Origin of the sequence: Flavobacterium filum DSM 17961 (assembly GCF_000425465.1) — a bacterium.
GTDB classification, from domain to species: Bacteria; Bacteroidota; Bacteroidia; order Flavobacteriales; family Flavobacteriaceae; genus Flavobacterium; species Flavobacterium filum.
Map to the genome: position 1 here is coordinate 67,650 of NZ_AUDM01000004.1, position 25,926 is coordinate 93,575.

Below are 25,926 nucleotides of genomic sequence, written 5' to 3' on the forward strand. Positions count from 1 at the left end.
ACTGAGCAGCTGAGTTACTTAAATTTTAATATTTTACAGAAAACTGATAACCGACAACAGAAGACTATTCCTCGTCGTATCCGTATTTTTTATCCAATTTATTCATTAGTCGAACATACACAAAAATCAAAATCACAAAAACATAGATTGACCCTTGTTGTGCAAACCAAAACCCGAGTGGAAAACCACCAATTTTGACTGCATTTAATGCGTCTTTAAATAATATCCCGGCTCCGTAAGAAACTAAAAACCAAATGGATAATAAAATTAGAAGGTATTTTAAATTTTCCTTCCAATAGGCTGTAGCGTTAGCTTGGTTACTCATGATTAGTTTGTTTAAGATTATAAATATATTTGTAATTGCAATAAAAATTCACCTTTATATGAATCTATTTTATCAACCGCAGTATAAACAGGACGGTTTGAATATTGTGCAGTTATTTTAGCATGATGACCATCTAAAAAGAAATTAGTTCCAAAATCAAATTGATTACTTGATTTTTCTAATGCTTCAAAATTTTTGTGACTTAATGCAGCATAAGGTTGAATTCTTACTTTAGGTTTCTCGCTTGAATTAGGCAACAAAAATCCTGCTTGGGTGTACCAAATTGTACCTGTTCCAATCATTGGTTGAAGATTTCCCGGACCAGCCAAAGCTTTATTACCGGTAAAAGCTGCATCAGCAACACCTTCGTTCATGATACCAATATTTCTCAAATAGTTTGGCCCAAAATCATACGAATAAAATACACTGTAAGCAGTTACAGCCATTTTTTTCTCTTTTTTTCCAACAGGTAAATCTAAAAAGACATCACCGGCAAATAAATTGGTAGCATGTTTTTCAATTTCACCATTTACAGAAATAACAGTCGAGCTTGGTGCGGTATAAAATCCGGCACCAACGTTAAACATCTTTTTAGTTCCTAAATACGTTCCCACTTTAAAAGGTAGGAAATTCGATTCTTTATCAAAAAAGTGATATTCAAAATAACCTGCTTTTGACCATTTGGCATTGTGATTATTATCTACAGCTCTTGCCAAATCTGAATTTGTTACATCAACCGGAACATTGTTGGTAGCAAAAGGTTTATTTAAACTCAAACGGTATTCAAAACGATCGTATTTTCCTTTTGCAAAAATTCCGATTTGACGTGCAAATTGATCGGAGTTTTCAATCAATGGCCAATTAAATATTGGTGCGTCAATGGTCAAATAATTCAACGTTGATGACATGGTCATACGAGACAATCCCATGTAATAATGTAAACCTCCACCTAAACTTAAACTAAAAGGTTTGTTTTCTTTTGGTAACACAACTGCGTATTCATTCCATGCGTCATGGAAAAACAATCCCGGTTTTTTACCATTACCATAACCGCCGGTTCCACCTGAACCTGAGGCACCGCCATTAATAAAGGTTTGATTGTTGATACCAATATGCGTTACAATCATATAACGCGGAGAAATTTGTGCGTAAGCCAATAAACGCAGACGTCTAAGACCAATGTCTTCTTGTTTAGTAATTGCTTCATCTCCAATCATGGTTCCCGGATTCATTTCAGAAGAACGCAACCAAATCTGATTCCATGCAATAAAACGCATGTATTTGGTTCCTTCCGGATTTAAATTAAATTTTAGTCCACCTCCGTAATCCGTTGAGCCTTGTGAAAAAGCAAAGCCGAATGACATCAAAAGACTAATTGTAAATAATACTTTTTTCATAAATAGAATTTTGGTTAAATAAGGGTTAGTTTGTCTATTTTGACAGCACTAAATTCTATTTTAAAAATCCAGAAAAAAATTTTGTTATATATTTTTGTAAACTACTATAGTTAATCTTTGAAACGTTCCCATTTTATAAGCATAAATTTATCACCTAATTCAGTAATAATCATCCCGGCTCCTTTGAGTTGATCCTTGTTTTTTAGGAATTCTACTAATTCTAAATGATTGTAAATCTTATAAGTGGGATGATAATCGGTGTGAGCCGGTTTTTTGATTTTAAACTCTTTTACCCAATTGCTCACGGTAACATGGGAAACTCCAATAATCCGTTCAATTTCACGGTAACTCAGGCCTTCCAAATACAATTGCAATGCTTTAGTTACATAGTAATCATCTATCTTTTTTCCTAACTTATTGACTGTAAAGTAATAGTTACATTTTTTGCACAAATACCGCTGTCTGTCTTTGATAATACCGCTTTTTACAATTTGATTATTTTGACATTTCGGACACGCTAAAATCTCCATATATAAAAATTTTGCATAAATATATTAATTTAGCAATAATATAAAAACATTATTTATATTTTATTTTAGGAAAATTTACGAAGTGCTTAAATTTATTAGGAAAAAATTACATTTTGTATAAAATTATGCTATTTTTAAAATAGTTTGATTTTAGGATGTTTAGAGCATCGTTAATAACTTACTATACATTTTTAGCTTTTGAAATGAAAAGATATTCAGTCAATTTTCTTTAATTTGTAGAAACAACACTAAATCTATGCAATTCAATACAAATGAAACAGATCCATCTGTTTTGTATAAATTATTAACCGGAACAATCATTCCAAGACCAATTGGTTGGATTTCAACAATTGACAAAGACGGAATCAATAATCTCGCCCCTTTTTCTTATTTTAATATGATTTCGAGCGATCCGCCGTGTGTAATGTTTTCCACCCGAAGAGATAATAATCAATACAAAGACACGCTGAATAATGTGTTGCACAATGGAGAATTTGTTGTGAATTTGGTAACCATGGATGTTGTCGAACAAATGAATGCCACTTCTGCATCGGTTCCATCCGATGTAGATGAATTTGAATTGACCAACCTTACTCCTATCGACTCTGTTTTCATCAAACCCAAACGTGTAAAAGAAAGTCCGATTCATTTTGAATGTGAAATGATTCATCACTATTTTATGGATAATAATGAGGGTGGCGGTGCTTGTATTGTCATTGGAAAAATAAAAACCATTCATATTGATGATGCTATTTTGATGGAAAACAATCGAATAAATTTAGACGTTTATAAACCCGTAGCTCGTTTAGCAGGTTCGAATTATAGTACGTTGGGAGAACTTTTTTCGATTAAAAGAGCGTAATTTAATGTTTAAGAAATCAGTGTAAATCGGTGAAATCCGTGTCAAATTAAAAATGAAAAAAATAACAGTAATCGGTGGCGGCCCAGGCGGACTCTACTTTTCCATACTAACCAAAAAAGCAATGCCAAATTGCCAAATTGACGTGTACGAACGCAACAAACCCGACGACAGTTTCGGTTTTGGCGTGGTATTCTCAGATGAAACGTTAGGCGAATTTTTAATGCGAGATTTAAAATCCTATGAACTCATTCGAAGCGAATTTGCCTATTGGGATGATATCATTATCGCCCGTGACGGTCAAAACGTAAACATTTCCGGAAACGGATTTTGTGGTTGTTCCCGAAAAACGTTACTAAAATTATTGCATCAACGTTGTCGTGAAGAAGGTGTCAACCTACATTTTGAACAAAATGTTGATGATTTAAGTCAGTTTGCTGATTCGGATATTATTGTCGCCTGCGACGGAATTGGAAGTGCCATTCGAACACAATATGCTTCTGAATTCGGCACCAAAATCGAACTCAAAAAGAACCGTTTTGTTTGGCTAGGCTCCACCAAACCCTTGGATGCGTTTACCTATTTTTTCAGAACAACACCTTTCGGCACCATCGTGGCTCACACCTATCAATACGAAGAAGGTATGAGTACCTGGATTTTTGAATGTAACGATGAAACTTGGCAAAATTTTGGTTTTGAAGTCACTAACGAGGAAGATACCATTCAAAAAATGGCTGAAATCTTCAAAGATGAATTAGACGGACATCCACTTATTTCTAACAAATCACATTGGCGACAATTTCCGCACGTAACGAACGAAAAATGGTTTTACAACAATATCGTTTTACTGGGTGATGCGAAAGCTACGGCCCACTACTCCATTGGTTCCGGAACAAAATTGGCGATGGATTCCGCAATTGGTTTGTCAGATGCTGTAATTGCAAATCCCAACAATGTGCAAGCCGCTTTTGAACAATATGACAAATCACGTAGAAATACGGTGGAAATGATTCAATACGCCGCTTTGGTTTCGTTGGATTGGTTTGAAAATATGGATAGACACATGCAACATCCTTTCTATCAATTTGCTTTTGGATGCATGACGCGTTCCAAAAAAGTGACATTTGAAAATCTACAAATTAGAGATAAATCATTTACGGATAAGGTTTTGAATGAATTTTTTGAAACTCAAAACTCCCAATTCTCAACTCTCAACTCAAAATCAGCGGCATTTTCTACTTTTAAATTAAGAGATTTAGAATTACCAAACCGAATTGTGATGGCTCCGATGGGTCAATACTCCGCCGAAAACGGTTTGGTGAACAATTGGCATTTGGTGCATTACGGAAGTCGAGCAACGGGTGGAGTTGGATTGATTTTAACCGAAATGACTGCGGTTTCTTCAACCGGACGTATCACTTTAGGTTGTACAGGTATTTACAATGAAAATCAAGTGATTGAATGGAAAAAAATTACGGATTTTATTCATCAACATACACAAACAAAAATAGGAATCCAACTCGGACATTCCGGTAGAAAAGGAGCCATCAAAAAACCTTGGGAGGGGCAAAATGAACCGATTGATGAGGCTTGGGAATTACTTTCCGCCTCTCCTATTCCATTTCATTCCAACTTGGCAACGCCAAAAGAAATGACTTTGGAAGATATGGATAAAATCACTGCAGAATTTGTTCAAGCCGCCAAAAATGCCGACCAAGCCGGTTTTGATATGATTGAATTACAAGCTCATCATGGATTTTTATTAGCTTCGTTTTTATCGCCATTGACAAATTGTCGTTCAGATGAATTTGGAGGAAATATCGAAAACCGAATAAAATTTCCATTAAGAGTATTTTCAGAAATGCGAAATGTTTTTCCGCAACACAAACCCATGTCAGTTCGAATTTCTGCTTGTGACTGGGCGGAAAACGGTATTTCAGAGGAAGAGGTGATTTATATTGCCAATGCATTTAAATCTGCCGGAGCAGACATTATTAATGTTTCCACCGGAAATACGGTGGCAAACCAAAAACCGCAAATGGGCAGAATGTGGCAAACGCCTTTTTCTGATTTGGTTCGAAATACGGTTCATATTCCCACCATAACAGCCGGATTTATCCAAGACATTGATCAAATTAATACGATTATTTTGAATGGAAGAGCTGATTTAGTGGCATTAGGCCGACCATTATTGGCGGATGCTAACTTTGTTAGAAATGCTCAAGCGTATGAAAATGTGCAAACGGATGATATTCCGTTACCATATAAAATGGGAAGTTCTCATTTATATTCGTTAAAAGCAGCTGAACGGAAGCAATTGGAAGGAATGAAAAAAGCATTGAAGCCGAAGAGTAATAAGAAATAACAATATCAATGACAATGACAAAAATCAATAGGAATTTTTCGTCCATAAGAAATGCTCTATTACTTTTGATGATAGTACTATTTTCTTCTTGTAAATCAACTCCTTTTATTGAAATAAAAGAAAACGAAAATGCTTATTTGATTCGAAATAACAATAGTATTGGAGAAGTCTTTAATGAAAATTTTGAATCCAATGCAATTGAAAATTCACTTAAAAGATTTACCCCTACTATTGAAGAAGTTAATCTAGCTGAGCATATTTTAAGATTAGGTTTAAAAAAATTAAAAAGTAAAGATGGAAGATTCATTTCCAGAAATTTAAAGGATTATAAAAGACAATATTTAGGCTATATTAATTCTGATGGTGATAAAATGCTCCATATTTCATTTTATTTAGACAAGAATAGTAAAAAACAAGATAATCGATTTTGGAAAGAAGAATATAAAATGATTTTGGACGGCGGAATTTCCTATTGGATTATGAAAATAAATTTGAACACAAATAAACTAGAAAATATCGCAATTAACGGTGTTGCCTAAAATCTCTGCAACTCAGTTTCTAAGCAATAAAAAATGAAAGAAAAAAAATCTAAAATAGAAGTTCAAGGTTTTGAAATTACTATTTCATCAAAAAATAATGATGACTATATTTCATTGACAGATATGACTGCCAAATTTGGCGGTGATGACCTCATTTACAGCTGGATGCGAAACAGAAATACATTGGAGTTTTTAGGTATTTGGGAACAAATACACAACCCAAATTTTAAAGGTGGCGGATTCGAGACCTTTAAAAAGGAAGCCGGTTTAAATTCTTTTCACTTAACACCAAAAAAATGGGTTGAAGCAACAAATGCAATCGGTATTTATTCAAAATCAGGTAGGTATGGCGGAGGAACATATGCTCACAAAGACTTGGCTTTTGAGTTTGGTAGTTGGTTAAGTCCTGAATTTAAATTATATTTAATCAAAGAATTCCAACGATTAAAAGAAAGTGAAAACGATCGTTTGAATTTAGAATGGAATTTACAACGTACGATTTCAAAAATTAATTATCACATTCATACGGATGCGATTAAGGAAAATTTAATTCCGCTTGAAATTACAAAGCAACAAGTGAGTTTTGTTTATGCAAATGAAGCGGATTTACTGAATGTAGCTTTATTTGGAATTACAGCCAAAGAATGGAGAGAAAATAATTTGACTCAAAAAGGAAATATTCGAGATTTTGCCACTTTGGAGCAATTAGTAGTCCTGAGTAATTTGGAAAGTATAAACGCACTACTTATTCAACAAGGTTTGTCACAAAGTGAACGGCTTATTCAACTCAATAAAGTTGCCATTACTCAAATGAAATCGCTAGTTCATTCTAAAGAAGTAAAAAAATTAAAGTAGTAGCTCATGAAACATTTTGACGACAACTTCGCCCACAATTTCCTTCCAAGCATCGACTTGCAGCCTACTTATTTAAAAGGAAAGTACGAAACCGAAATGCTCAATTGTGTCGAACGTCTTTTAGATGCTCACATTCTAAATGGTCATGGTAATGCTCCATGCCTTCGTACTTTTGAAGAAACCTGGGCGTATCAAGGCTTATATGAAAAAGCAAATCAAATTGCACATGTTTTGATTGACGATTTAGGATTGCAATCCGGAAATAGGGTTTTATTACGGTCTGCCAATAATCCCATGATGGTTGCTTGTTGGTTTGCAGTCTTAAAAGCAGGCGGAATTGTTGTTGCAACAATGCCTTTACTGCGTTCGAAAGAATTGACTACCATTATCGATTGTGCTGAGATTTCTATTGCCTTGTGCGATAAAGAATTGGAAGAAGAAATGCATTTAGTAAAATCGAATTTTCTTCAAAAAACGTGCTTCTACGGCAATGCACAATTAGAACAATTAATGGCATTCAAACCGAAAACATTTGACAATTTTCATTCCAAATCAGATAGTGTTGCCTTAATCGGTTTTACTTCGGGAACAACCGGTTTGCCCAAAATGACAGCTCATTATCACAAAGATATTTTGAATATTTGTGAGGCTTTTCCAGTTTATTCGCTTCAACCGAAAACAAATGATGTCTTTACAGGAAGTCCGCCCATCGGTTTTACCTTTGGTTTGGGTGGATTGGTTTTGTTCCCAATGTATTTTGGTGCTTCCACATTTTTAATTGAAAAACCAACGCCGGATATTTTGTTGCAAGCCATTCAAGACCATAAAATCACGATTTGTTTCACAGCTCCAACGGCTTGGCGAATCATCACAACAAAAGTAAAAGACTATGATATTTCCAGCTTACGCAAATGTGTCTCTGCAGGAGAAACCTTGCCTTTAAAAGTGTGGGAAGATTGGCACAACGCGACCGGATTAAAAATTATCGACGGCATTGGAGCTACCGAAATGTTACATATTTTCATTTCATCCAACGAAGAAAACATGAAACCCGGAGCCACCGGAGTCGCTATTACTGGTTATGAAGCAAAAATTATTGATAGTAATGGCAATGAAGTTTCCAGAAACGAACCCGGCCGATTAGCCGTTCGTGGAATTACAGGTTGTAAATACTTGAATCGTACAGAAAAACAGCAAGAATACGTTCAAAATGGTTGGAACATTACCGGAGATATTTTCAAGCAAGATGAAGAAGGTTACTTTTGGTTTGTGGCTCGTGGCGATGATATGATTATTTCTTCAGGATATAATATAGCGGCAATTGAAGTAGAATCCGTACTTTTAACCCACGAAGAAATTCTGGAATGTGCCGTAGTAGGTTTACCCGATGATGATCGTGGCATGTTAGTTTGTGCTCATATTGTTCTAAAAGATAAAGCTAAAGCAACAGACAATATGAAAAACCATATTCAACACTGGTTCAAAGAAGTAGCTGCTCCATATAAATATCCGAGAGTGATTTACTTTACGGAAGCTTTGCCTAAAACGGAGACAGGGAAAATACAGCGGTTTAAATTAAAGTAGCCACGAATTACACTAATTTACACAAATTAAATTCGTGAAAATTCGTGTAATTCGTGGCTAAGAAAAACAAATAAAGATGAATAAAACTTTCACCAAACAAGAAAAAATAAAATTCAAACACATTGACTACGCAGGCATTGTGTTTTATCCACGATTTTTGGAAATGCTCAACGATTTAGTAGAAGATTGGTTTGAAGAAGCACTCGACCGACCGTTTTCAAAAATGCATGAAACGAATGGTATTCCAACTGTTGATTTAAAAATCCAATTCAAAAATCCAGCTCGATTGGGAGAAGTGTTGACCAAAAAATTATGGGTAAAAGATATCGGTTTTGCCTCTGTATTATGCGGATTTCAATTTGTGAATGAAAAGGAATTAACCGTTTTAGAAGGCGAAGTAACTCTCGTTAACGTAAAAATAGCCGAAGACCGAGAAAAAATCAAAGCAGAATGTTTTTCTGAGGAAATGAAGGAGAAAATTTCAAATTTTAAAATATAAAATGGGAACACGGATTTGAAAAATTAGAGAAATCAGAAAAATACAATTATTCAAATTTTTAAAATTTCTTAAATCTGTGTTAAAAAAAATATTAATTATGATTCAATTCCACAAATTCAAAGCCGCCGCCGTTCAAACCTCACCCGTTTTTTTAAACGTTGATAAAACCATTGAAAAAGCGATTTCTTTCATTAAAGAAGCCAGTTCAAATGGTGCTAAATTAATTGCATTTCCGGAAGTTTTCGTTGCCGGATATCCTTACTGGAACTGGATTATGACACCTGTGCAAGGCAGTAAATGGTACGAAGAATTGTATAAAAATTCAGTTGCTTTATCAGATGAGTCGATGAAACCGATATTTCAAGCTGCAAAGAACTTCAATATGCACGTGGTCATCGGAATTAATGAACGTGGCGATAGTTATGGCGAAATTTACAATACCAATCTCATCATCGATAACCACGGAACGCTTATCGGAAAACACCGAAAGTTAGTCCCCACTTGGGCAGAAAAACTTACTTGGTCAAGCGGTGATGGTTCCTCCTTAAAAGTATATAAAACCGAAATCGGTCCCATCGGCACTTTGGCGTGTGGTGAAAACACGAATACATTAGCTCGATTTACGTTATTATCACAAGGCGAATTGATTCATATTGCCAATTATATTTCGCTTCCCGTTGCTCCACCCGATTACAACATGGCGGAAGCAATTAAAATTCGTGCCGCAGCTCATTCGTTTGAAGGGAAATTGTTTACCATTGTTTCCTGTTCCACGATTTCAAAGGAAATTATGGACGTTTTGAAACCGGATGTTCCGAATATCGAAGAATTATTGACACGAAAGAGTTCTGCTTTCTCGGGAATTATCGGTCCTAACGGAGCTGTTGTGGGCGAACCTTTGATTGATGACGAAGGAATTGTGTATGCCGACATCGATTTGGAAAAATGCATTCAACCAAAACAAATGCACGATATTTTGGGACATTACAACCGATTTGATATCTTTGATTTACGGGTAAATACCGCTCCAACGAGAAAGATTACGTTTATTGATAATCAGGAGGAGTTTAATAAGAAATAAATATTAATGTTTCTACACCTGACAGGTTTTTGAAACCTGTCAGGTGTAAAAAAATTTAAATAAACAATGGACGCAAAACATTCAGACGACGTTTACGGAAGAGCACGAGTGCAAGATTCTGATGAACTAAAAGCTTATTACAAAGAATTAAAAAATCTGGGTGCCGGTGCTTTATGGACGGTTGCCAATGATATAGAACCTTGGGAACCACGTGCCAATTCTGTTCCGATGCTATGGAAATATGACGATTTACGAGAATTGGTCCTTAAATCATCCGAACTTGTTACGCCTGAACAAGCCGGACGTCGTGTGGTGTATTTGGTCAACGACAAACGTAAAGACGTTGCCGCTGCTGTGGGATGGTTATACACCGGAATTCAAGTCACTCGTCCGGGTGAATTTACATCTGCTCATCGGCATCGTGCTTCTGCCCTACGTTTTATTATGGAAGGCGAAAAAGGATATACCGTTGTAGATGGTAATAAAATTATGTTGGAGGTGAATGATTTTGTCATCACACCCAACTCTACTTGGCATGAACATGGTGTTGAAGAAGGTGGAAAAACCTGCATTTGGCAGGACGGACTCGATATTCCGTTGGTGAATGCTCTAGAAGCCAATGATTATGCAGTTTATGATGGTAAACAACCCTTGACAGCTCCATTAAACTACTCACCAATGACCTATGGTTGTGCCGGACTCATTCCAGCTGATAAAACGTGGAACAAACCCTATTCTCCTCTTTTTAAATATTCGTGGTCAAAAGTTTATCCATCATTACTTGAAACACAGAAAGTGAAAGAACCTAATCCTTTTGATGGAATTTTCATGAAATATTCTAATCCGTTAACCGGAGGTCATGTGATGCAAACGATGGGAGCTTCGATGCAATTATTGCCTGCCGGATTTAAAGGAAAAGCTCATAAGCATACCGGTTCATTTGTTTACCAATGTGCCAAAGGAAAAGGCTATTCTATCATCAACGGGCAACGTTTTGATTGGAAAGAGCGAGATATTTTCTGTGTTCCATCTTGGGCTTGGCACGAACATCATAATCTTTCTGAATCTGAAGATGCGTGTTTATTTGCCTTTAATGATTTACCTGTGATTGAAGGATTGGGATTGTATCAGGAAAAAGAGTATTCTGAAAACAATGGTTTTCAATAATATAAAAAATATATGTAAATGATAAGATTAAGCAAATTACTGGTATTTTTATTTCTATCAAGTCCATTATTTTCCCAAAAATTAGCTTTAGATAAAGGGAAAATTAATCAAAAAGATTATTATCAGGAAATTGATTTTGAGATAGTCAATGATAAAATTATGCTTCCTGTGGTTATCAATAATAAAACGTATTCATTTTTGTTAGATACCGGTGCTCCCAACGTCATTTCAAAACGAGTTTTAGAAGATATAAATTCTACAAAATCAAAAAAGATAAAAGTATCTGATGCCAATAGTCAATCAGATGAAATGGAATTAGTAGCCATTCATTCAATAGAACTTGGTGATTTATCTTTTGAAAATAATGTAGCATTAGTTAGTGATTTAGAAAATCATTTTATATTGAAATGCTTTAAAATGGATGGTTTTATTGGGAGCAATTTATTTCATAAATCAATTCTGAAAATCAGTTTAAAAAACAAAAAGATTATTGTTACTGATGATATCAAGAAATTAAATCCACAATCTAAGCCTTCAAAGTTATTATTAATTGGACAACAAAAATCACCATATATTGAAGTGGATTATTCTTCGGATAAAAAAAATCGTGTAGTTGAAGATGTCTTAATTGATACCGGAATGGATGGCTTTTTTGAAATGTCAAAAAGGGCTTTCGGCATACTTTCCAAAGAAAATATTTGGAACGAATTATCAAGAAGTTCCGGTTCAAATGGTATTGGCCTTTTTGGAACAGCTCCTGTTAGCGAACAAGTACTATTTAATTTACCGTTTTTCAAATTAAATAACACCACCTTTAAAAACCTGATAAGCAATACTACTGATGATAATAATTCTCGAATTGGATTAGATTTATTACAACATGGCGATATCATTATTGATTTTAAAAACAAAAAATTTTATTTCGAAGCCAATGAATCTGTCGTATTAGATCAAAAAGCTCCAATGTATAGTGCAACAATTATGGATAATAAATATTCCATTGGATTTGTTTGGAATGAACAGCTTCGCGAAAAAATTAAGTTTGGAGATGAAATAATTAGGGTAGATTCTTTTTATCTTGAACAAATGGATTTTTGTGATATTGTGAAAATCAAAAAATTTCGTAAAAGTAATCAATCCTATGAATTGGAAGTAAAATCTAAAGAAAATTCTACCACTCAAATTTTGAAAATAGAATAATACGTTTTCACTTCTACATATAACCTTAATACCTTAGAACCTTAATAAATGAAACTACTTACCTATAAAACACCTCAAACCGAACCCCGATTAGGCTTTTTACACAACAATCTTATCATTGACATGGAAGATTTTGGAGAAATATCCAATTTTCCGTTACCAATTGATATGTTAGATTTAATTGATTTGGGATTTGAAATCATTGAAGAAATCACAGAAATGATCAAAGAAACCCGTGAAATCGACTTTGAACAAATTGGTTATACGTTTGAAGAAGTTGAAATTTTGGCTCCTATTCAGCGTCCACGAAAAAACATTATCGGAATTGGTTTAAATTATACAGAACATGTTGCAGAAAGTGCAAGAACTCTCGACACGACAGGTAAACTTCCTCAAAAACCCATCATATTTTCAAAACCACCTACAACGGTAACCGGTACTAATACCAATATTCTGTTAAACCCAAAACTAACCCAACAACTAGATTGGGAAGTGGAATTGGCCGTTGTGATTGGAGAATATGGAAAGTATGTACCCAAAGCTGAAGCTTTAGATTATGTGTTTGGTTATACGGTTATCAACGACATTTCCGCTCGTGATTGCCGGAGAGAAGGACAATGGATTGTTTCCAAAGGACAAGATACATTTGCCCCGATGGGACCGTATTTGGTTACGAAAGATGAAATTCCGAATCCGCATAACTTGAATTTGTCATTGAAAGTTAACGGTGTGGAAAAACAAAATTCCAATACCCAATTCATGCTGTTTAACATCAATGATTTGATTGAAGATTTAAGCACTGTTTTCACTTTAGAACCCGGTGACATCATCGCTACCGGAACACCAGCCGGAGTAGGTGCCGGACGAAATCCGCAAGAATGGATGTGGGATGGCGATGTGGTGGAAGCGACTGTGGAGGGAATTGGAACGATAATTAATACCATCAAGGAAATATAAATTTCTGAACACAGATTTAAGAAATTTTTAAAATTATTATAATTTCTAAAATCTGTATTCCAAAAAAACAATTATAAAAAACAAATAAGATTTTTAAAATTTCTCAGATTTTATCAATCTGTGTTCATAAAATTATACCAAATGAAATACAAAATAGGCCAAATCGTCCCTTCCTCAAACATAACAATGGAAACTGAAATTCCTGCCATTTTCAGAGCAAGGGAAACCATTTTACCGGAACGATTCACCTTTCACTCCAGCCGTATGCGAATGAAAAAAGTCACTAAAGAAGAGTTGGAAGCCATGGACGCCATGAGTTTAAAATGTGCTCAAGAATTATCCGATGCTCATGTAGATGTGATGGGCTATGCTTGTTTAGTAGCCATTATGAGTATGGGTCGAGGTTATCACTGCGTTTCCGAAGTGAATTTGCATCAAGAAACCATTGCCAACGACTTCCCTACTCCTATTGTGACCTCTGCAGGAGCATTGATTAACGGATTGAAAGTACTAGGAGCGAAACAAATTTCCATCATTACACCTTATATGCGTCCGCTTACCGATAAAGTGGTAGATTATATTGAACACCAAGGCATCAAAGTGAAAGAAAGCATTGCCCTGGAAATTCCTGATAATTTAGAAGTAGCGGCTCAAAATCCAATGAATTTATTGGAAATCTACAAACAATTGGATTTAACGGATGTAGATGTTTTAGTGACTTCCGCTTGTGTGCAAATGCCTTCGTTAGAAGCTATCGATTTGATTCAAGCCGAATGTGGTATTCCGGTAACCTCTGCTGCGGTTTGCACAACCTATGAAATGATGAAAAAGTTAGGAATTGAAGCCAAATCAACTATTGGAGGCGAATTGTTGAATGGAAAATATTGATTGAAACAATTGATATTTATTTATAAAAATTTAATCAAATGAGACTTTATTTTACTTTACTATTAATTTTTGCTTTGACTGTAGTAAATGGTCAAACTTTTTCCGGAAGTATCGGAAACATTACGGATGACGGTCAACCAAATAATTTTAATTTATCAGTAAATGATGTTTCATTAAATTCTTTATCTTCAAACTTAGGCTTAAAAGAAGTTTGTTTGAACATTACTCATACTTGGAATTCTGACTTAAATGTATTTCTAATTTCTCCATCCGGTACTCAGGTTAATCTGTTCTCTGGAATTGGTGGTGATGGAGATAACTTTACAAACACTTGTTTAAACCAAACAGCTACTATATCAATAAATTCAGGAAATCCACCTTATACGGGTCAGTTTAAGCCTCAAGAAACAATAGGGAATTTTAATAATAATCAAAACGGTAACGGAGTTTGGATATTGCGTATCATCGATACCTATCCGGATGCTGATACAGGTTCAGTTTTGAATTGGTCAATCACATTTGGTGAGGAAGCTCCAACTCCATTTGTATTTACTTCCTCCAATCTTCCAATAATAATTATCAATACAAATGGATTGACCATACAAGATGAGCCGGAAATAAATGCAACAATGGGTATTATTTATAATGGAGAAGGTAATATGAATATGATTACTGATATACCAAATGAATATAATGGAAATATAAATATAGAATACAGAGGGAATTATTCTCAATCATTACCACAAAAGCCATTTAAAATTGAAACGCTTGATGCATCATTTCAAGAATCAGATGTTTCGGTTTTTGGTATGCCGGAAGAACATGATTGGGTATTGATTGCCAGTTATAATGACAAAGCCTTTATGCGAAATACACTTGCTTATTCACTATTTCAAAATATGGGACATTATGCTGCTCGACATAAATTTTGTGAAGTTGTTATAAATGGAACATATCAAGGAGTTTATATTTGGATGGAAAGTATCAAAAGAGATAATAATCGCGTCAATATTGCCAAGTTAGACCCCGATGAAAACACAGGACTTGACTTAACCGGTGGGTATATTTTAAAAAATGATTTATGGAATCAAAATGATAGTTGGCAATTGAATTATAGTCCAATTGACCATCCTGAATTAGATGTTCGATTGGTTTATCACTATCCGAAACCGGAGGATATTAGTGCACAACAGCAAGCTTATATTCAGTCTTTTATTAACGATTTTGAAACTGCTTTGTATAGTCCAAACTTTACTTCTTTAACAGATGGTTATCGAAAATATATGGATACAAATTCATTTATCGATTATTTTATTATTAATGAATTATCCAGAAATAACGATGGTTTCAAAAAAAAGTAGTTATTTTCATAAAGATAAAAACAGTAATAATCAATTGGCCAAATTAAAAGCCGGACCAGTGTGGGATTTTGATTGGGCCTGGAAAAACATTAATGAATGTGGAATATTGGCTACAACAGATGGTTCCGGTTGGGCACATTTGATAAATGATTGTAATCCCGATAATAATTCTACCGGTTGGTTTGTTCGCCTGCTGCAAGATCCAGCTTTTCAAAATGAATTAAAATGCAGATGGCATAACTTACGTCAAACACTTTTGAGTGAAACTGCACTAAATGCTTATATCGATTCAAATGCTTCCTTTTTACAACAAGCACAAGCAAGACAATTTGAACGTTGGGGAAATCTAGGAATCAATACGGGAACGCCTGAATTGGAGAATGACCCTACTACTTTTGAAGGACAAATTATAAAATTCAAGAATTGGATAACAACCAGAATGAATTGGTTAGACAATAATTTACCAGGTGATTTGACGAATTGTTCTCTATCATTGTCAGATATAAATGTTGAAAAAATCAATTTATATCCCAATCCAACAAATGAATCATTTTATATTCGTTCTGAAAATATAACTGAGTACGAATCTATTTCTTTATTCATTTATGACTTAACTGGTAAAATTATTAAAAAATATATACTTGAAAATAAGTTTCAAAAAGTAGATGTTTCTTATCTTTCAAAAGGTACTTATTTTGTTAATATTATTTCAGAAAAAGACAATGTAATGAAGAAACTTATAATTGAATAATTTAAAAATAATTCTTTATTTCCCTAACTAAATCATTTTTAAAAACCAATCCCGATTGTCGCCAAACCTGCTTACCGTTTTTAAACAGTAACATGGTGGGAACTCCTCTCACTTGGTATTGTGCTGCTAATTGTTGATTTTTATCTACATCAATTTTTAATATGCTAACGTTGTCACCCAATTCGTCTTTCACTTCTTTTAGAATAGGAGCCAATTGTTGACATGGACCACACCACGTGGCAAAAAAATCAACCAAAACAGGTTTTTCTGATTGTATCAATTCTTGAAAAGTTGCCATTTTATTCTATATTTAATTCCAAGCCATGTAACCACCTTGTAAATCTATGATTGAAGTAAAACCCATTTCAGACATTTTTTTGGCTGCCTTTTGACTTCTGGCACCACTTCTGCAATAAATATAAACCGGTTTTGATTTGTCTAATTTTTGAATTTCTTTTTCAAAAACGGCATCATTTGTTACATCAATGTTAACCGCTCCGAATATTGCTCCAGCCGAATATTCACCGGGTGTTCTTACATCAACTAATTGCACCTTTTCTTTTGAAATTAGTGTTTTGTATTCTTTCGCAGGAAGTACTTTCACTTTAGGATTTTGTTGCGATTGACAAGCGATTGAAACAAAAGCAAGCAACACTAAAACTATTTTTTTCATATTTTTTCAATTATAAAGTACTAGGACAAACATAAGCGGTTCTTGAAATTCCGGTATTTTTAATAGCGGCAAAACCACCTTTTACATCAATAACATTGTGATAACCTCTAGCTTTTAAAATAGATGAAGCAATCATACTCCGGTAACCGCCGGCACAATGCACATAAAAATCTTTTTCTTTTGGAAATTCGCTTAAATGTTCATTCAAAAAGTCTAAAGGAGTGGATGGAACATCAACAATGTGTTCAGAAGCATATTCGCCCGGTTTGCGAACGTCAAAAACCAATGCATTTTCATTTATTTTTTCTTCTAAAACAGTAGCATCAACTGAAGTAACCGTGTCATATTCCATTCCGGCCTTTTTCCAAGCTGCAAAGCCACCTTTCAAATAACCAATCGTATTGTCATATCCAACCCGAGCCAAACGAGTAATCGTTTCCTCTTCTCTACCTTCTGGTGTTACTAGCAAAATAGGCTGTTTGTAATCTAAAATCAATGCACCAACCCATGGAGCAAATTGTCCATCAATGCCAATAAAAATAGATTTTGGAATATGACCTTTTGCAAAATCATCCTGGTGACGAACATCTAATACTAATGCATCAGTGTCATTAGCAACCGTTTCAAAAACATTGGGTTCAAAAGCTTGTGCTTCTTTGATGATGTTTTCAACATTTTCGTAACCTTCTTTATTCAATTTTACATTCATCGGAAAGTACGCTGGTGGTGGCAATAATCCATCGGTAACTTCTTTGATAAACTCATGTTTTGTCATGTTGGCTCGTAAGGCATAATTGGTTTCTTTTTGTTCGCCAATCGTACCAACCGTTTCTTTACTTAAATTTTTTCCACATGCTGAACCGGCTCCGTGTGCAGGATAAACAATTACCTCATCTGCTAATGGCATAATCTTAGTACGTAAACTATCGAATAGTAAACCGGCTAGTTCTTCTTGTGTCATAGAAGCTGCTTTTTGAGCTAAATCCGGACGGCCAACATCGCCAAGGAAAAGTGTATCCCCACTAAAAATAGCGTAATCTTTTCCGTTTTTGTCTTTTAATAAATAGGTTGTACTTTCCATCGTGTGTCCAGGAGTGTGCAAAACCGTAATGGTTATTTCACCCAATTGAAAAACCTCACCATCTTTTGCAATATGAGCTTTAAAAGAAGGATTAGCATTTGGCCCAAAAATAATTGGAGCACCTGTTTTTTCAGCTAACGTAACATGCCCACTCACAAAATCGGCATGGAAATGCGTTTCAAAAATATATTTAATCCTACCATTGGCTTTTTCAGCTTTGTCTAAATAAGGCTGTACTTCACGCAAAGGATCTATAATCGCAATTTCACCTTGACTTTCAATATAATATGCTCCTTGAGCTAAACAACCGGTATAAATTTGTTCTATTTTCATAATCGTATTATTTTGGGTAAAATTACATTTCTTTCTCAAAGTAAGATGTAACATTAGTTACAAAGATAAAAAATAAAAAAAGCCCAAACGAATCTGTTTAGGCTTTGACAAAATTTTATGATTGCAATTACAATAAGGTAGAAGGACAAACAAATTCTGTTGTTGGAATTCCTTCATTTTTGATAGCATTGAATCCGCCAATTACATCTTTAAAATTGGTAAAACCATTTTGTTTTAAGATGGAAGCCGCAATCATACTTCTATAACCTCCGGCACAATTTAGAATAAATGGTTTTCCTTTTGGTATTTCATTTAATCGGTTGGCTAATTCGTTCAACGGAATATTGATAGCGTCCAAAACATGTTCGGCATTGAATTCACTTTTCTTTCTCACATCAATAAGTGGAATATTTTTTTCTAATTCATTTTCTAAATGATCAGCAGTTATTCGGTTGACCGTGTCGATTAGCATTCCTGAATTTTTCCAAGTTTCAAATCCACCTTCAAGGTAGCCGATTGCATAATCATATCCAACTCTTGAAAGACGAATAATGCTTTCTTCTTCTTTTCCGGGATAGGTTATCAATACAATTTTTTGTTTGATATTTGGTATCAACTCGCCTACCCACATGGCAAAATTACTTTCCAAACCAATATTTAAACTGTTTGGAATAAAACCTTTGGCAAAATCTTCTGCTCGACGCGTATCTAAAAGTAAAACTTCTAAAGAGGTTGATAATTTTTCAAATTCATCTAAAGAAAGAGCTTTATTTCCTCGTTCCATAATCGTATCCAAACTTTCGTATCCTTGAATATTCATCAACACATTTTTAGGAAAATACCCTGGTGGTGTCGTTAATCCGGTGAGCAATTCTTTTACAAATTCATCTTCGGTCATATCCGGACGCAAGGCATAATTGGTTTTCTTTTGATTGCCTAAAGTATCGGTTGTTTCTTTACTCATCATTTTTCCACAAGCTGAACCTGCACCGTGATTGGGATAAACTATCAATTCATCGGATAAAGGCATAATTTTATTTCGCAACGAATGAAACAACATTCGGGCTAATTTTTCTTACGTTAAATCGGCAATCACGTGTTGAGCCAAATCCGGACGGCCAACATCACCAATAAATAAAGTATCGCCAGAGATAATTCCGTGTTCTTTCCCTTTTTCGTCAATCAACAAATAAGTTGTACTTTCTAAGGTATGCCCGGGTGTGTATAAAACTTTTACGGTATAATTTCCCACTTTAAATTCTTGATTATCTTCGGCTACTAAAGCTTCAAAACCCGGTTTTGCGGTGGGTCCGTACACAATTTTTGCTCCTTCTTTTTGGGCTAAATCCAAATGGCCTGAAACAAAATCGGCATGAAAATGGGTTTCAAAAACATATTTGATTTTAGCATTGTCTTTTTTTGCTCTATCAATGTAAGGCTGTACTTCACGTAAAGGGTCATAAATAGCCGCTTCGCTATTACTTTCCAAATAATAAGCTGCATGAGCAATGCAACCGGTGTAAATTTGTTCTACTTTCATCTTTTTAAAAATTTTGATAAAAATAGTTGACAATAAAATGGTATAAAATGATATTTATCAGTTCTTTAGAAAAAATATACCCAAAAGAATGAGGGAAATTTGAAATAAGAAAATTAGTAATCCGTAAAATAATCCTTTTTTTCCGGATTGGATTAAAGCGGAAAAACTAACTTTCAATCCGATGGCTGTCATGGCAATGGTTAAGAGAATTTTTCCGGTTTCTGATGAAAATTTCAAAACAGAATCGGTAACGGGAAAAATGGAAACCAAAATAGTAATGAGAATGAAACCCCATAAATACCAAGGCAATTGAAAATAACTTTTCCAATTTTTAGTCGCGTTTTTATCTCGAGTAAGAAAATTAAAAAATATTAATCCCGGTGACAATAGAGCTACTCTAGCCAATTTAATGGTTATGGCTTGCTCACCAACAGCATCAGAAACTGCAAATGCGGCTCCGGCAACATTTCCAACGGAATGCAAAGTTCCACCAAGAAGTAGGCTAATTTCTGTGGTTGACAATGAAAATAATCCAATTAAAACAGGTAAAAACAACATGCCAAGTGTACCAAAAAGATTTACAACAGCCAATGCGATTCCGGTTTCTTCTTTATTGTTTTTCAAACTTGGAGCCAAAGCTGCAATGGCACTTGATCCACAAATAGCGGTTCCAAAACCAACCATCCATCCTACTGTGCTGGGACAATTCATTTTTTTGGATAGAAAAACACTGAAAATGAGTGCCAGGAAAACAACAATTCCTACCAACAAGAAACTTTCCCAACCAATTTTTCCCATATAAGTATAATTAATTCCAACCGCTAAAAAAAGAATGGAAAATTCTAACACTTTTGAACCCGAGATACTAATTCCCGATGAAAATGGAGCTGGAAGTTTAAAAAAATTCCCAATGATGATTCCGAACAGTAAGCCCATTAAAATGCTATTTAAAAAAGGAAAAATCAAGCAAACAATCCATGCAAAAGTGGCAATGAACAGTGTAAACAAAATTCCGGGATAGGTTTCTTTTGAAATCATTTGCAATTATAAAACTAATTCTTTTAGAATAATATAAATTCCCATCAAAAGTACAAACCAACCAAAACCGGTTTTCAGTTTGTTTCCATCGATTTTTTTGGATAGAAAAATGCCAATGAAAATACCAATAATTGAAGCTAAAGTAAAGTAAAATAACAGGTGCCAATCGATTGCCTGAGTTCCTTTTAAATCTCCTAAAAATCCAATTAATGATTTTGCGGCAATGATAAATAAGGATGTGCCTACTGCTAATTTCATTGGCATTTTGGCCAATAAAACCAATGCAGGAATAATCAAAAATCCACCTCCGGCACCTACTAATCCGGTTAAAACACCAACTACTGTTCCTTCCAAAAAAATCATGGGTAGATTATAATTTATTGAAACATTTTCATCGCTTTTCACTTTGGATGGTTTAATCATAGAAACAGAGGCCATAATCATCACAACAGCAAATAAAAGCATTAAAGCGATGGGTTTTGTAAAACTAAAATCACCAATTGTAAATAGTACTTCTGGTATAAATGGCACAAGAAAAGCACGTGTTAAATACACTGCACCAATAGACGGGATTCCAAAAATGAGCACTGTTTTAAAATCAACTTTTTTGAGTAAAGCATTTTGAATTCCACCAACCAAAGCGGTTGAACCAACAATAAATAAGGAATAAGCAGTAGCTAAAACTGGTTCAACAGCCATGATGTAAACTAATATCGGAACGGTTAATATAGAACCTCCACTCCCAATTAGTCCTAACGAAACACCGACTAAAACCGCTAATAAATAACCAATAAGTTGAGTGATTTCCATTTTAAATTTTTTGTCAAATGTAAAGGAGTTTAGCGGATAGAAATGTAACTTTTGATACTCAACTTAATTCAATTCGATAGAAGCTCGATGCAGTTTTATTCTTCCTTCTTTTTCTAATGCTTTCAACAATCTGGAAATTACGACTCTTGAAGTATGCAAATCATACGCAATTTCTTGATGGGTAGTATGAATTTCTTTGGAATGTACAATTTTTGATTTGTCTTGTAAATAGCTGATTAATCGCTCATCCATATTCATAAAAGCCAAGTTATCAATGGCGTTCAACATTTCCTTCAAACGATTGTTATAACTATTAAAAACATAATTTCTCCAGCTTTTGTATTTTCCGAGCCATTCTTCCATTTTATACACCGGAATCATAATCACTTTTCCTTTGGTTTCTGCAACGGCCCGAATTTCACTTTTTGTTTCGCCCATGCAACAGGCCATTGTCATGGCACACGTGTCGCCTTTTTCGATAAAATACAAAAGCAATTCACCTTCATCAAAATCTTCTCTTAAAATCTTAATTGCACCTTCTAACAACAATGGCATTTTTTTGATATAATCGCCAAAGTCAATCAAAATATCACCTTCTTCAAAATCCCGAAGTAAGGAAACAGAAGCTATTTCTTCAATTAATTTTTCTTCAAATACAAATCCGTATGTTTTTTGGAGTAGTTCTTTCATGTGTAAAATTATTCAACTGTAAATTTAGGAAAATAAAAATTGAAAATCCTACGGGTCTTTTTTATTGTCTTACACATTTTCTCCTTTCATCATTTTATTCCAATACAAATGTGGCAGCATATATTTTTTTAAGAACCATAAACGCCAATGTGGTTTATTACTAGTAAACACAAGCATTTGTTTCAACTTTGGATCCGGAGTAAATTCATTTTTATAATTAAATTCAGCTAAAATCATTTTTCCGTAACCAACAACCAAAGGACAAGAAGAATAGCCCAAGTAGCCTTGATTATCAGCAGTTTGATTTTTTAATACTTTTAAAATATTATCTACAACAACCGGCACTTGTTTACGAATAGCTGCACCTGTCTTTGCTGTTGGTAATCCGGCAACATCTCCTAAACCAAAAATAGTTGTGTGTTGATTGTGTTGTAATGTATTTATATTCACATCCAACCATCCGGCTTGATTCACTAAAATTGAATTTTTGATAAAAGCAGGTGGAGCTTGAGGAGGTGCTAAATGCAAGAAATCAAACGGAATTTCCATAATTTCATTTCCGGTATGCTTTTCACGCAGAATATTATTTTCATTTACCACACACTTATTTTCACCTGTGCTCACTTCCTTGAAATAAACAATTTTTTGTGTAGCATCAATTTTTATCGGAGCATAAAACGTTTTTAGATGAATGTTGTAATTTCCGATAACCTTCATCAAGGCATCAGCAATAATTTTCACCCCAAAAATAACAGAACCCGGAGTCGCATATACGATATTGGTTTTATTTGAAATTCCTCTTTTCTTAAAATAATCCGCAGCCATATAAGCTGCTTTTTGAGGAGCTCCTCCACATTTAATGGGTGTGGTGGGTTGAGTAAACACGGCATTACCTCCTTCAAATTTTTGCAGCAATTCCCATGTTTTATTAGGGTCAACATAATTACTGCACACGACTCCTTTTTCAAGTCCTTCTCTAAGACCTTCAATTCCATCTAAGTCATTCACTAATCCGGTTGCAACTACCAAGATATCATAAGTCAAATTACCTGAGTTTTTTGTACTAACCTCTTTTGAATCCGGATTAATTTCTACTGCAAAATCCTTAATCCAATTAACACCTTTTGGAATTAAATCTTTTGTATAACGTATTGTTTTTTTATAATCATAAGTCCCTGCTCCTACTAATGTAAAAGCCGGTTGATAATAATGTTTTTCTGATGGTTCTATTATAGAAATAGATAACGCATTATTTTTTTTCATTAATTGAGCCGCTGTCATAATTCCGGCAGTTCCGCCCCCAATAATCAAAATTTGTTGATGTGATTTCATACCTAGTTGATTTAGTTTGGTAAAACTAGATAAGCTGTTCATTTAATTTTGTAACTTTTGTTACATTTCAATTAAATTAGCAATAAATAAATGTCATTTTTTTATTTTGTTTAATTTGTTGGTGAAAAAATTATGTTTTTTATACTATTTATCTATTCCCTTTAAATGTTAAAATAAAAAATTATCCAACATTGAATGTTAAACTTTTTGTACTTTAACCAAAAAAATAAAGATGAAAAAAGTTGTTCTTCTGTTGCTATTGTTATCATTCAAAATGAATGCTCAGCTAAAACCAATTTCCTATCAAGATGGCAATCAAAAATTAAATGGTTTTGTCATTTCACCGTCTAAATCAATAGCTAATCAACCCGGAATTTTAATTCTTCCGGCCTGGATGGGAATTGATGATCACGCAAAAGAAGTGGCTCAAAATTTAGCTAAATTGGGCTATCATGCTTTTATTGCTGATATTTATGGGGAAGGAAATTATCCTACCAATTCAAAAGAAGCGGGACAACAAGCCGGTTTCTACAAAAATAATGTAGCGGATTATCATCGAAGAATTCAATTGGCTTTGGATCAATTAATAAAAAATGGAGCAAATAAAAACAACATTGTTGTTATTGGCTATTGTTTTGGAGGCACAGGTGCTATCGAGGTCGCCCGAGCCGGAATGAATGTAAAAGGAGTCGTTTCTTTTCATGGAGGTTTAGGAAAAGCTTCAGATAGAAAAATAACTGAAATAAAAGCTAAAGTTTTAGTACTACATGGTGCCGATGATCCTTTTGTTCCGGAAAAAGAAGTGTTGGCTTTTCAACAAGAAATGAAAGAATCCAAAGCCGATTGGCAAATGATTTATTATTCAGGAGCTGTTCATTCGTTTACCAATAAAAAAGCCGGAAATGATAATTCTAGAGGAGCAGCATATAATGAAACTGCAGACAAACGTTCTTTTGAGCATTTTTTATCCTTTTTAAAAGAGGTTTTGTAAGCTAACTTTGTTATTTTTGTCCATCTATTAATTAATCAAAAAATGAAAAAATACCTTTTAAGTGCATCTTTAATCGCACTATTATTGGTTGGATGTTCTTCTAACAAAAATTCATCAAAAGAAGTTACTCCGGAAAAATATCTTTCCGAAATCAAAGCTGAAAATTTAAGTAAACACCTCTATATTGTTGCCTCTGATCAAATGGAAGGAAGAAATACAGGTGAACCGGGACAAAAGAAAGCAGGTGAATATCTGATTCAACAATATAAAGCAATGGGAATTTCTTTTCCAAAAGGTGCTTCAACTTTTTATCAACCTATCCCTTCAGAATTTTTCAAAACACAATTTAGTCCAAAATTGGGTGATTCAGAAAACATTTGGGCATTTATTGAAGGAACGGATAAAAAGGATGAAATTCTAGTAATTTCAGCTCATTATGACCACGTTGGTATGAAAAATGGAGAAGTCTATAACGGTGCTGATGATGATGGTTCTGGAACGGTTGCTTTATTAGAAATTGCTGCTGCTTTTCAAAAAGCAAAAAAAGCCGGTAATGGTCCTCGACGTTCTATTTTGTTTTTACACGTAACCGGTGAAGAACATGGTTTACATGGTTCTCGATTTTATGCAGAAAATCCATTGTTCCCTATTGCCAATACCATAACCAACATCAATATTGATATGATTGGAAGAAGAGGCTATGAAAAGGAAAACAATGATAATTATGTGTATGTAATTGGTTCAGACCGATTAAGTAGTGATTTACATCGAATTTCCGAAGAAGCCAACACCAAATACATCGGAATGGAATTGGATTATAAATACAACGATTTGAATGACCCAAATCGATTTTATTACCGTTCTGACCATTACAACTTTGCTAAGAAAGGTATTCCGGCAATTTTTTATTTTAACGGCGTTCATGATGATTATCACAAACCAACCGATACACCAGATAAAATTGATTATCCTTTGTTAACCAAACGAACAAAATTAGCTTTTGCTGTGGCTTGGGAATTAGCCAATACTCCTGAACGACCAAAGGTTGATAAAGATGGAAAGTAATTCAATTTAAAATAC

General features: G+C 34.3%; 25 protein-coding genes and 1 pseudogene. 15 read left to right on the plus strand and 11 right to left on the minus strand.

The window, feature by feature from the left end:
• Nucleotides 1–64: 64 nt before the first annotated feature.
• The 3 genes from H601_RS0101730 to H601_RS0101740 all read right to left on the minus strand — a co-directional run bounded on the left by H601_RS0101730 (nucleotide 65) and on the right by H601_RS0101740 (nucleotide 2,252).
• Nucleotides 65–325: a DUF4212 domain-containing protein gene (locus tag H601_RS0101730; RefSeq protein ID WP_026709907.1), complete on the minus strand. Its 261-nt coding sequence runs from the start codon at nucleotides 323–325 to the stop codon at nucleotides 65–67.
• A gap of 17 nt (nucleotides 326–342) precedes the next feature.
• Nucleotides 343–1,722, minus strand: a complete 1,380-nt coding sequence (locus H601_RS0101735; protein WP_026709908.1) for a hypothetical protein — start codon at nucleotides 1,720–1,722, stop codon at nucleotides 343–345.
• 110 nt (nucleotides 1,723–1,832) lie between these two features.
• Nucleotides 1,833–2,252, minus strand: a complete 420-nt coding sequence (locus H601_RS0101740; protein ID WP_026709909.1) for an IS1/IS1595 family N-terminal zinc-binding domain-containing protein — start codon at nucleotides 2,250–2,252, stop codon at nucleotides 1,833–1,835.
• 256 nt (nucleotides 2,253–2,508) lie between these two features.
• On the opposite strand from H601_RS0101740, the gene H601_RS0101745 reads away from it, so the two are divergent.
• The 13 genes from H601_RS0101745 (at nucleotide 2,509) to H601_RS0101805 (ending at nucleotide 16,358) form a co-directional block, all read left to right on the plus strand.
• On the plus strand, nucleotides 2,509–3,114 hold the full coding sequence (locus tag H601_RS0101745; protein ID WP_026709910.1) for a flavin reductase family protein: 606 nt from the start codon (nucleotides 2,509–2,511) through the stop codon (nucleotides 3,112–3,114).
• A 52-nt stretch (nucleotides 3,115–3,166) separates the two neighbouring features.
• Nucleotides 3,167–5,476, plus strand: coding sequence for an oxidoreductase (locus tag H601_RS15045; RefSeq protein WP_035655368.1), 2,310 nt, complete (start codon nucleotides 3,167–3,169; stop codon nucleotides 5,474–5,476).
• Nucleotides 5,477–5,490: 14 nt separating this feature from the next.
• Complete coding sequence (locus tag H601_RS0101755; protein ID WP_169628242.1) at nucleotides 5,491–6,015, plus strand: DUF2461 domain-containing protein; 525 nt, start codon at nucleotides 5,491–5,493, stop codon at nucleotides 6,013–6,015.
• A 33-nt stretch (nucleotides 6,016–6,048) separates the two neighbouring features.
• Nucleotides 6,049–6,870 carry a KilA-N domain-containing protein gene (locus H601_RS0101760; RefSeq protein WP_026709912.1) on the plus strand — a complete coding sequence of 274 codons (822 nt, stop codon included), beginning with the start codon at nucleotides 6,049–6,051 and terminating at the stop codon, nucleotides 6,868–6,870.
• A 6-nt stretch (nucleotides 6,871–6,876) separates the two neighbouring features.
• The gene (locus tag H601_RS0101765) at nucleotides 6,877–8,454 is read left to right on the plus strand and encodes an AMP-binding protein (protein ID WP_026709913.1); all 1,578 of its coding nucleotides are present in this window, start codon (nucleotides 6,877–6,879) and stop codon (nucleotides 8,452–8,454) included.
• A gap of 76 nt (nucleotides 8,455–8,530) precedes the next feature.
• Nucleotides 8,531–8,953 carry an acyl-CoA thioesterase gene (locus tag H601_RS0101770; protein ID WP_026709914.1) on the plus strand — a complete coding sequence of 141 codons (423 nt, stop codon included), beginning with the start codon at nucleotides 8,531–8,533 and terminating at the stop codon, nucleotides 8,951–8,953.
• Between the two features lie 97 nt (nucleotides 8,954–9,050).
• On the plus strand, nucleotides 9,051–10,034 hold the full coding sequence (locus H601_RS15050; RefSeq protein ID WP_035655409.1) for a carbon-nitrogen hydrolase family protein: 984 nt from the start codon (nucleotides 9,051–9,053) through the stop codon (nucleotides 10,032–10,034).
• A 66-nt stretch (nucleotides 10,035–10,100) separates the two neighbouring features.
• Nucleotides 10,101–11,201: a cupin domain-containing protein gene (locus tag H601_RS0101780; RefSeq protein WP_026709915.1), complete on the plus strand. Its 1,101-nt coding sequence runs from the start codon at nucleotides 10,101–10,103 to the stop codon at nucleotides 11,199–11,201.
• Between the two features lie 18 nt (nucleotides 11,202–11,219).
• Nucleotides 11,220–12,401 carry a retropepsin-like aspartic protease gene (locus H601_RS0101785; protein WP_026709916.1) on the plus strand — a complete coding sequence of 394 codons (1,182 nt, stop codon included), beginning with the start codon at nucleotides 11,220–11,222 and terminating at the stop codon, nucleotides 12,399–12,401.
• A gap of 48 nt (nucleotides 12,402–12,449) precedes the next feature.
• Nucleotides 12,450–13,358: a fumarylacetoacetate hydrolase family protein gene (locus H601_RS0101790; RefSeq protein ID WP_026709917.1), complete on the plus strand. Its 909-nt coding sequence runs from the start codon at nucleotides 12,450–12,452 to the stop codon at nucleotides 13,356–13,358.
• A 141-nt stretch (nucleotides 13,359–13,499) separates the two neighbouring features.
• The gene (locus tag H601_RS0101795) at nucleotides 13,500–14,246 is read left to right on the plus strand and encodes a maleate cis-trans isomerase family protein (RefSeq protein ID WP_026709918.1); all 747 of its coding nucleotides are present in this window, start codon (nucleotides 13,500–13,502) and stop codon (nucleotides 14,244–14,246) included.
• 38 nt (nucleotides 14,247–14,284) lie between these two features.
• Entirely contained in the window at nucleotides 14,285–15,607 is a 1,323-nt protein-coding gene (locus tag H601_RS0101800) for a CotH kinase family protein (protein ID WP_026709919.1), read from the plus strand.
• Nucleotides 15,588–16,358, plus strand: coding sequence for a CotH family protein (locus H601_RS0101805; RefSeq protein ID WP_169628243.1), 771 nt, complete (start codon nucleotides 15,588–15,590; stop codon nucleotides 16,356–16,358). The genes H601_RS0101800 and H601_RS0101805 overlap by 20 nt, the downstream gene beginning before the upstream one ends.
• Nucleotide 16,359: 1 nt before the next feature.
• On the opposite strand, the gene trxA is transcribed toward H601_RS0101805, so the two are convergent.
• From trxA to H601_RS0101845, 8 genes and pseudogenes are all read right to left on the minus strand, one after another.
• A complete protein-coding gene (gene trxA / locus H601_RS0101810; protein WP_026709921.1) occupies nucleotides 16,360–16,656 on the minus strand; it encodes a thioredoxin in 297 nt (98 codons plus the stop codon).
• A gap of 12 nt (nucleotides 16,657–16,668) precedes the next feature.
• A complete protein-coding gene (locus H601_RS0101815; protein WP_035655369.1) occupies nucleotides 16,669–17,031 on the minus strand; it encodes a rhodanese-like domain-containing protein in 363 nt (120 codons plus the stop codon).
• Nucleotides 17,032–17,041: 10 nt separating this feature from the next.
• Entirely contained in the window at nucleotides 17,042–18,445 is a 1,404-nt protein-coding gene (locus H601_RS0101820; protein ID WP_026709923.1) for an MBL fold metallo-hydrolase, read from the minus strand.
• Nucleotides 18,446–18,572: 127 nt separating this feature from the next.
• Nucleotides 18,573–19,985 (minus strand): annotated as a pseudogene (locus tag H601_RS15055) (MBL fold metallo-hydrolase).
• A 57-nt stretch (nucleotides 19,986–20,042) separates the two neighbouring features.
• Nucleotides 20,043–21,023: a YeiH family protein gene (locus tag H601_RS0101830; RefSeq protein ID WP_156900324.1), complete on the minus strand. Its 981-nt coding sequence runs from the start codon at nucleotides 21,021–21,023 to the stop codon at nucleotides 20,043–20,045.
• A gap of 6 nt (nucleotides 21,024–21,029) precedes the next feature.
• Nucleotides 21,030–21,833, minus strand: coding sequence for a sulfite exporter TauE/SafE family protein (locus tag H601_RS0101835; protein WP_026709925.1), 804 nt, complete (start codon nucleotides 21,831–21,833; stop codon nucleotides 21,030–21,032).
• A 63-nt stretch (nucleotides 21,834–21,896) separates the two neighbouring features.
• Entirely contained in the window at nucleotides 21,897–22,523 is a 627-nt protein-coding gene (locus tag H601_RS0101840) for a Crp/Fnr family transcriptional regulator (RefSeq protein ID WP_026709926.1), read from the minus strand.
• 69 nt (nucleotides 22,524–22,592) lie between these two features.
• Complete coding sequence (locus tag H601_RS0101845; protein WP_026709927.1) at nucleotides 22,593–23,855, minus strand: NAD(P)/FAD-dependent oxidoreductase; 1,263 nt, start codon at nucleotides 23,853–23,855, stop codon at nucleotides 22,593–22,595.
• A 232-nt stretch (nucleotides 23,856–24,087) separates the two neighbouring features.
• Here H601_RS0101845 and H601_RS0101850 point away from each other — a divergent pair, with 232 nt between their 5' ends.
• Together H601_RS0101850 and H601_RS0101855 are read left to right on the plus strand one after the other, a co-directional pair.
• On the plus strand, nucleotides 24,088–24,846 hold the full coding sequence (locus tag H601_RS0101850) for a dienelactone hydrolase family protein (protein WP_026709928.1): 759 nt from the start codon (nucleotides 24,088–24,090) through the stop codon (nucleotides 24,844–24,846).
• A 42-nt stretch (nucleotides 24,847–24,888) separates the two neighbouring features.
• The gene (locus H601_RS0101855) at nucleotides 24,889–25,911 is read left to right on the plus strand and encodes a M28 family metallopeptidase (protein WP_026709929.1); all 1,023 of its coding nucleotides are present in this window, start codon (nucleotides 24,889–24,891) and stop codon (nucleotides 25,909–25,911) included.
• The last annotated feature ends 15 nt before the right edge of the window (nucleotides 25,912–25,926 follow it).

What these genes read in the sequence shown, in the direction of transcription:
- H601_RS0101815 (WP_035655369.1), bottom strand. Translation starts at nt 17,031, where the DNA reads ATGAAAAAAATAGTTTTAGTGTTGCTTGCTTTTGTTTCAATCGCTTGT.
- H601_RS0101760 (WP_026709912.1), top strand. Translation starts at nt 6,049, where the DNA reads ATGAAAGAAAAAAAATCTAAAATAGAAGTTCAAGGTTTTGAAATTACT.
- H601_RS0101840 (WP_026709926.1), bottom strand. Translation starts at nt 22,523, where the DNA reads ATGAAAGAACTACTCCAAAAAACATACGGATTTGTATTTGAAGAAAAA.
- H601_RS0101785 (WP_026709916.1), top strand. Translation starts at nt 11,220, where the DNA reads ATGATAAGATTAAGCAAATTACTGGTATTTTTATTTCTATCAAGTCCA.
- H601_RS0101855 (WP_026709929.1), top strand. Translation starts at nt 24,889, where the DNA reads ATGAAAAAATACCTTTTAAGTGCATCTTTAATCGCACTATTATTGGTT.
- H601_RS0101835 (WP_026709925.1), bottom strand. Translation starts at nt 21,833, where the DNA reads ATGGAAATCACTCAACTTATTGGTTATTTATTAGCGGTTTTAGTCGGT.
- H601_RS15045 (WP_035655368.1), top strand. Translation starts at nt 3,167, where the DNA reads ATGAAAAAAATAACAGTAATCGGTGGCGGCCCAGGCGGACTCTACTTT.
- H601_RS0101780 (WP_026709915.1), top strand. Translation starts at nt 10,101, where the DNA reads ATGGACGCAAAACATTCAGACGACGTTTACGGAAGAGCACGAGTGCAA.
- H601_RS0101820 (WP_026709923.1), bottom strand. Translation starts at nt 18,445, where the DNA reads ATGAAAATAGAACAAATTTATACCGGTTGTTTAGCTCAAGGAGCATAT.
- H601_RS0101800 (WP_026709919.1), top strand. Translation starts at nt 14,285, where the DNA reads ATGAGACTTTATTTTACTTTACTATTAATTTTTGCTTTGACTGTAGTA.
- H601_RS0101795 (WP_026709918.1), top strand. Translation starts at nt 13,500, where the DNA reads ATGAAATACAAAATAGGCCAAATCGTCCCTTCCTCAAACATAACAATG.
- H601_RS0101845 (WP_026709927.1), bottom strand. Translation starts at nt 23,855, where the DNA reads ATGAAATCACATCAACAAATTTTGATTATTGGGGGCGGAACTGCCGGA.
- H601_RS0101805 (WP_169628243.1), top strand. Translation starts at nt 15,588, where the DNA reads ATGGTTTCAAAAAAAAGTAGTTATTTTCATAAAGATAAAAACAGTAAT.
- H601_RS0101765 (WP_026709913.1), top strand. Translation starts at nt 6,877, where the DNA reads ATGAAACATTTTGACGACAACTTCGCCCACAATTTCCTTCCAAGCATC.
- H601_RS0101850 (WP_026709928.1), top strand. Translation starts at nt 24,088, where the DNA reads ATGAAAAAAGTTGTTCTTCTGTTGCTATTGTTATCATTCAAAATGAAT.
- H601_RS0101790 (WP_026709917.1), top strand. Translation starts at nt 12,450, where the DNA reads ATGAAACTACTTACCTATAAAACACCTCAAACCGAACCCCGATTAGGC.
- H601_RS0101830 (WP_156900324.1), bottom strand. Translation starts at nt 21,023, where the DNA reads ATGATTTCAAAAGAAACCTATCCCGGAATTTTGTTTACACTGTTCATT.
- H601_RS0101745 (WP_026709910.1), top strand. Translation starts at nt 2,509, where the DNA reads ATGCAATTCAATACAAATGAAACAGATCCATCTGTTTTGTATAAATTA.
- H601_RS0101735 (WP_026709908.1), bottom strand. Translation starts at nt 1,722, where the DNA reads ATGAAAAAAGTATTATTTACAATTAGTCTTTTGATGTCATTCGGCTTT.
- H601_RS0101770 (WP_026709914.1), top strand. Translation starts at nt 8,531, where the DNA reads ATGAATAAAACTTTCACCAAACAAGAAAAAATAAAATTCAAACACATT.
- H601_RS0101730 (WP_026709907.1), bottom strand. Translation starts at nt 325, where the DNA reads ATGAGTAACCAAGCTAACGCTACAGCCTATTGGAAGGAAAATTTAAAA.
- H601_RS0101755 (WP_169628242.1), top strand. Translation starts at nt 5,491, where the DNA reads ATGACAAAAATCAATAGGAATTTTTCGTCCATAAGAAATGCTCTATTA.
- H601_RS0101740 (WP_026709909.1), bottom strand. Translation starts at nt 2,252, where the DNA reads ATGGAGATTTTAGCGTGTCCGAAATGTCAAAATAATCAAATTGTAAAA.
- H601_RS15050 (WP_035655409.1), top strand. Translation starts at nt 9,051, where the DNA reads ATGATTCAATTCCACAAATTCAAAGCCGCCGCCGTTCAAACCTCACCC.
- trxA (WP_026709921.1), bottom strand. Translation starts at nt 16,656, where the DNA reads ATGGCAACTTTTCAAGAATTGATACAATCAGAAAAACCTGTTTTGGTT.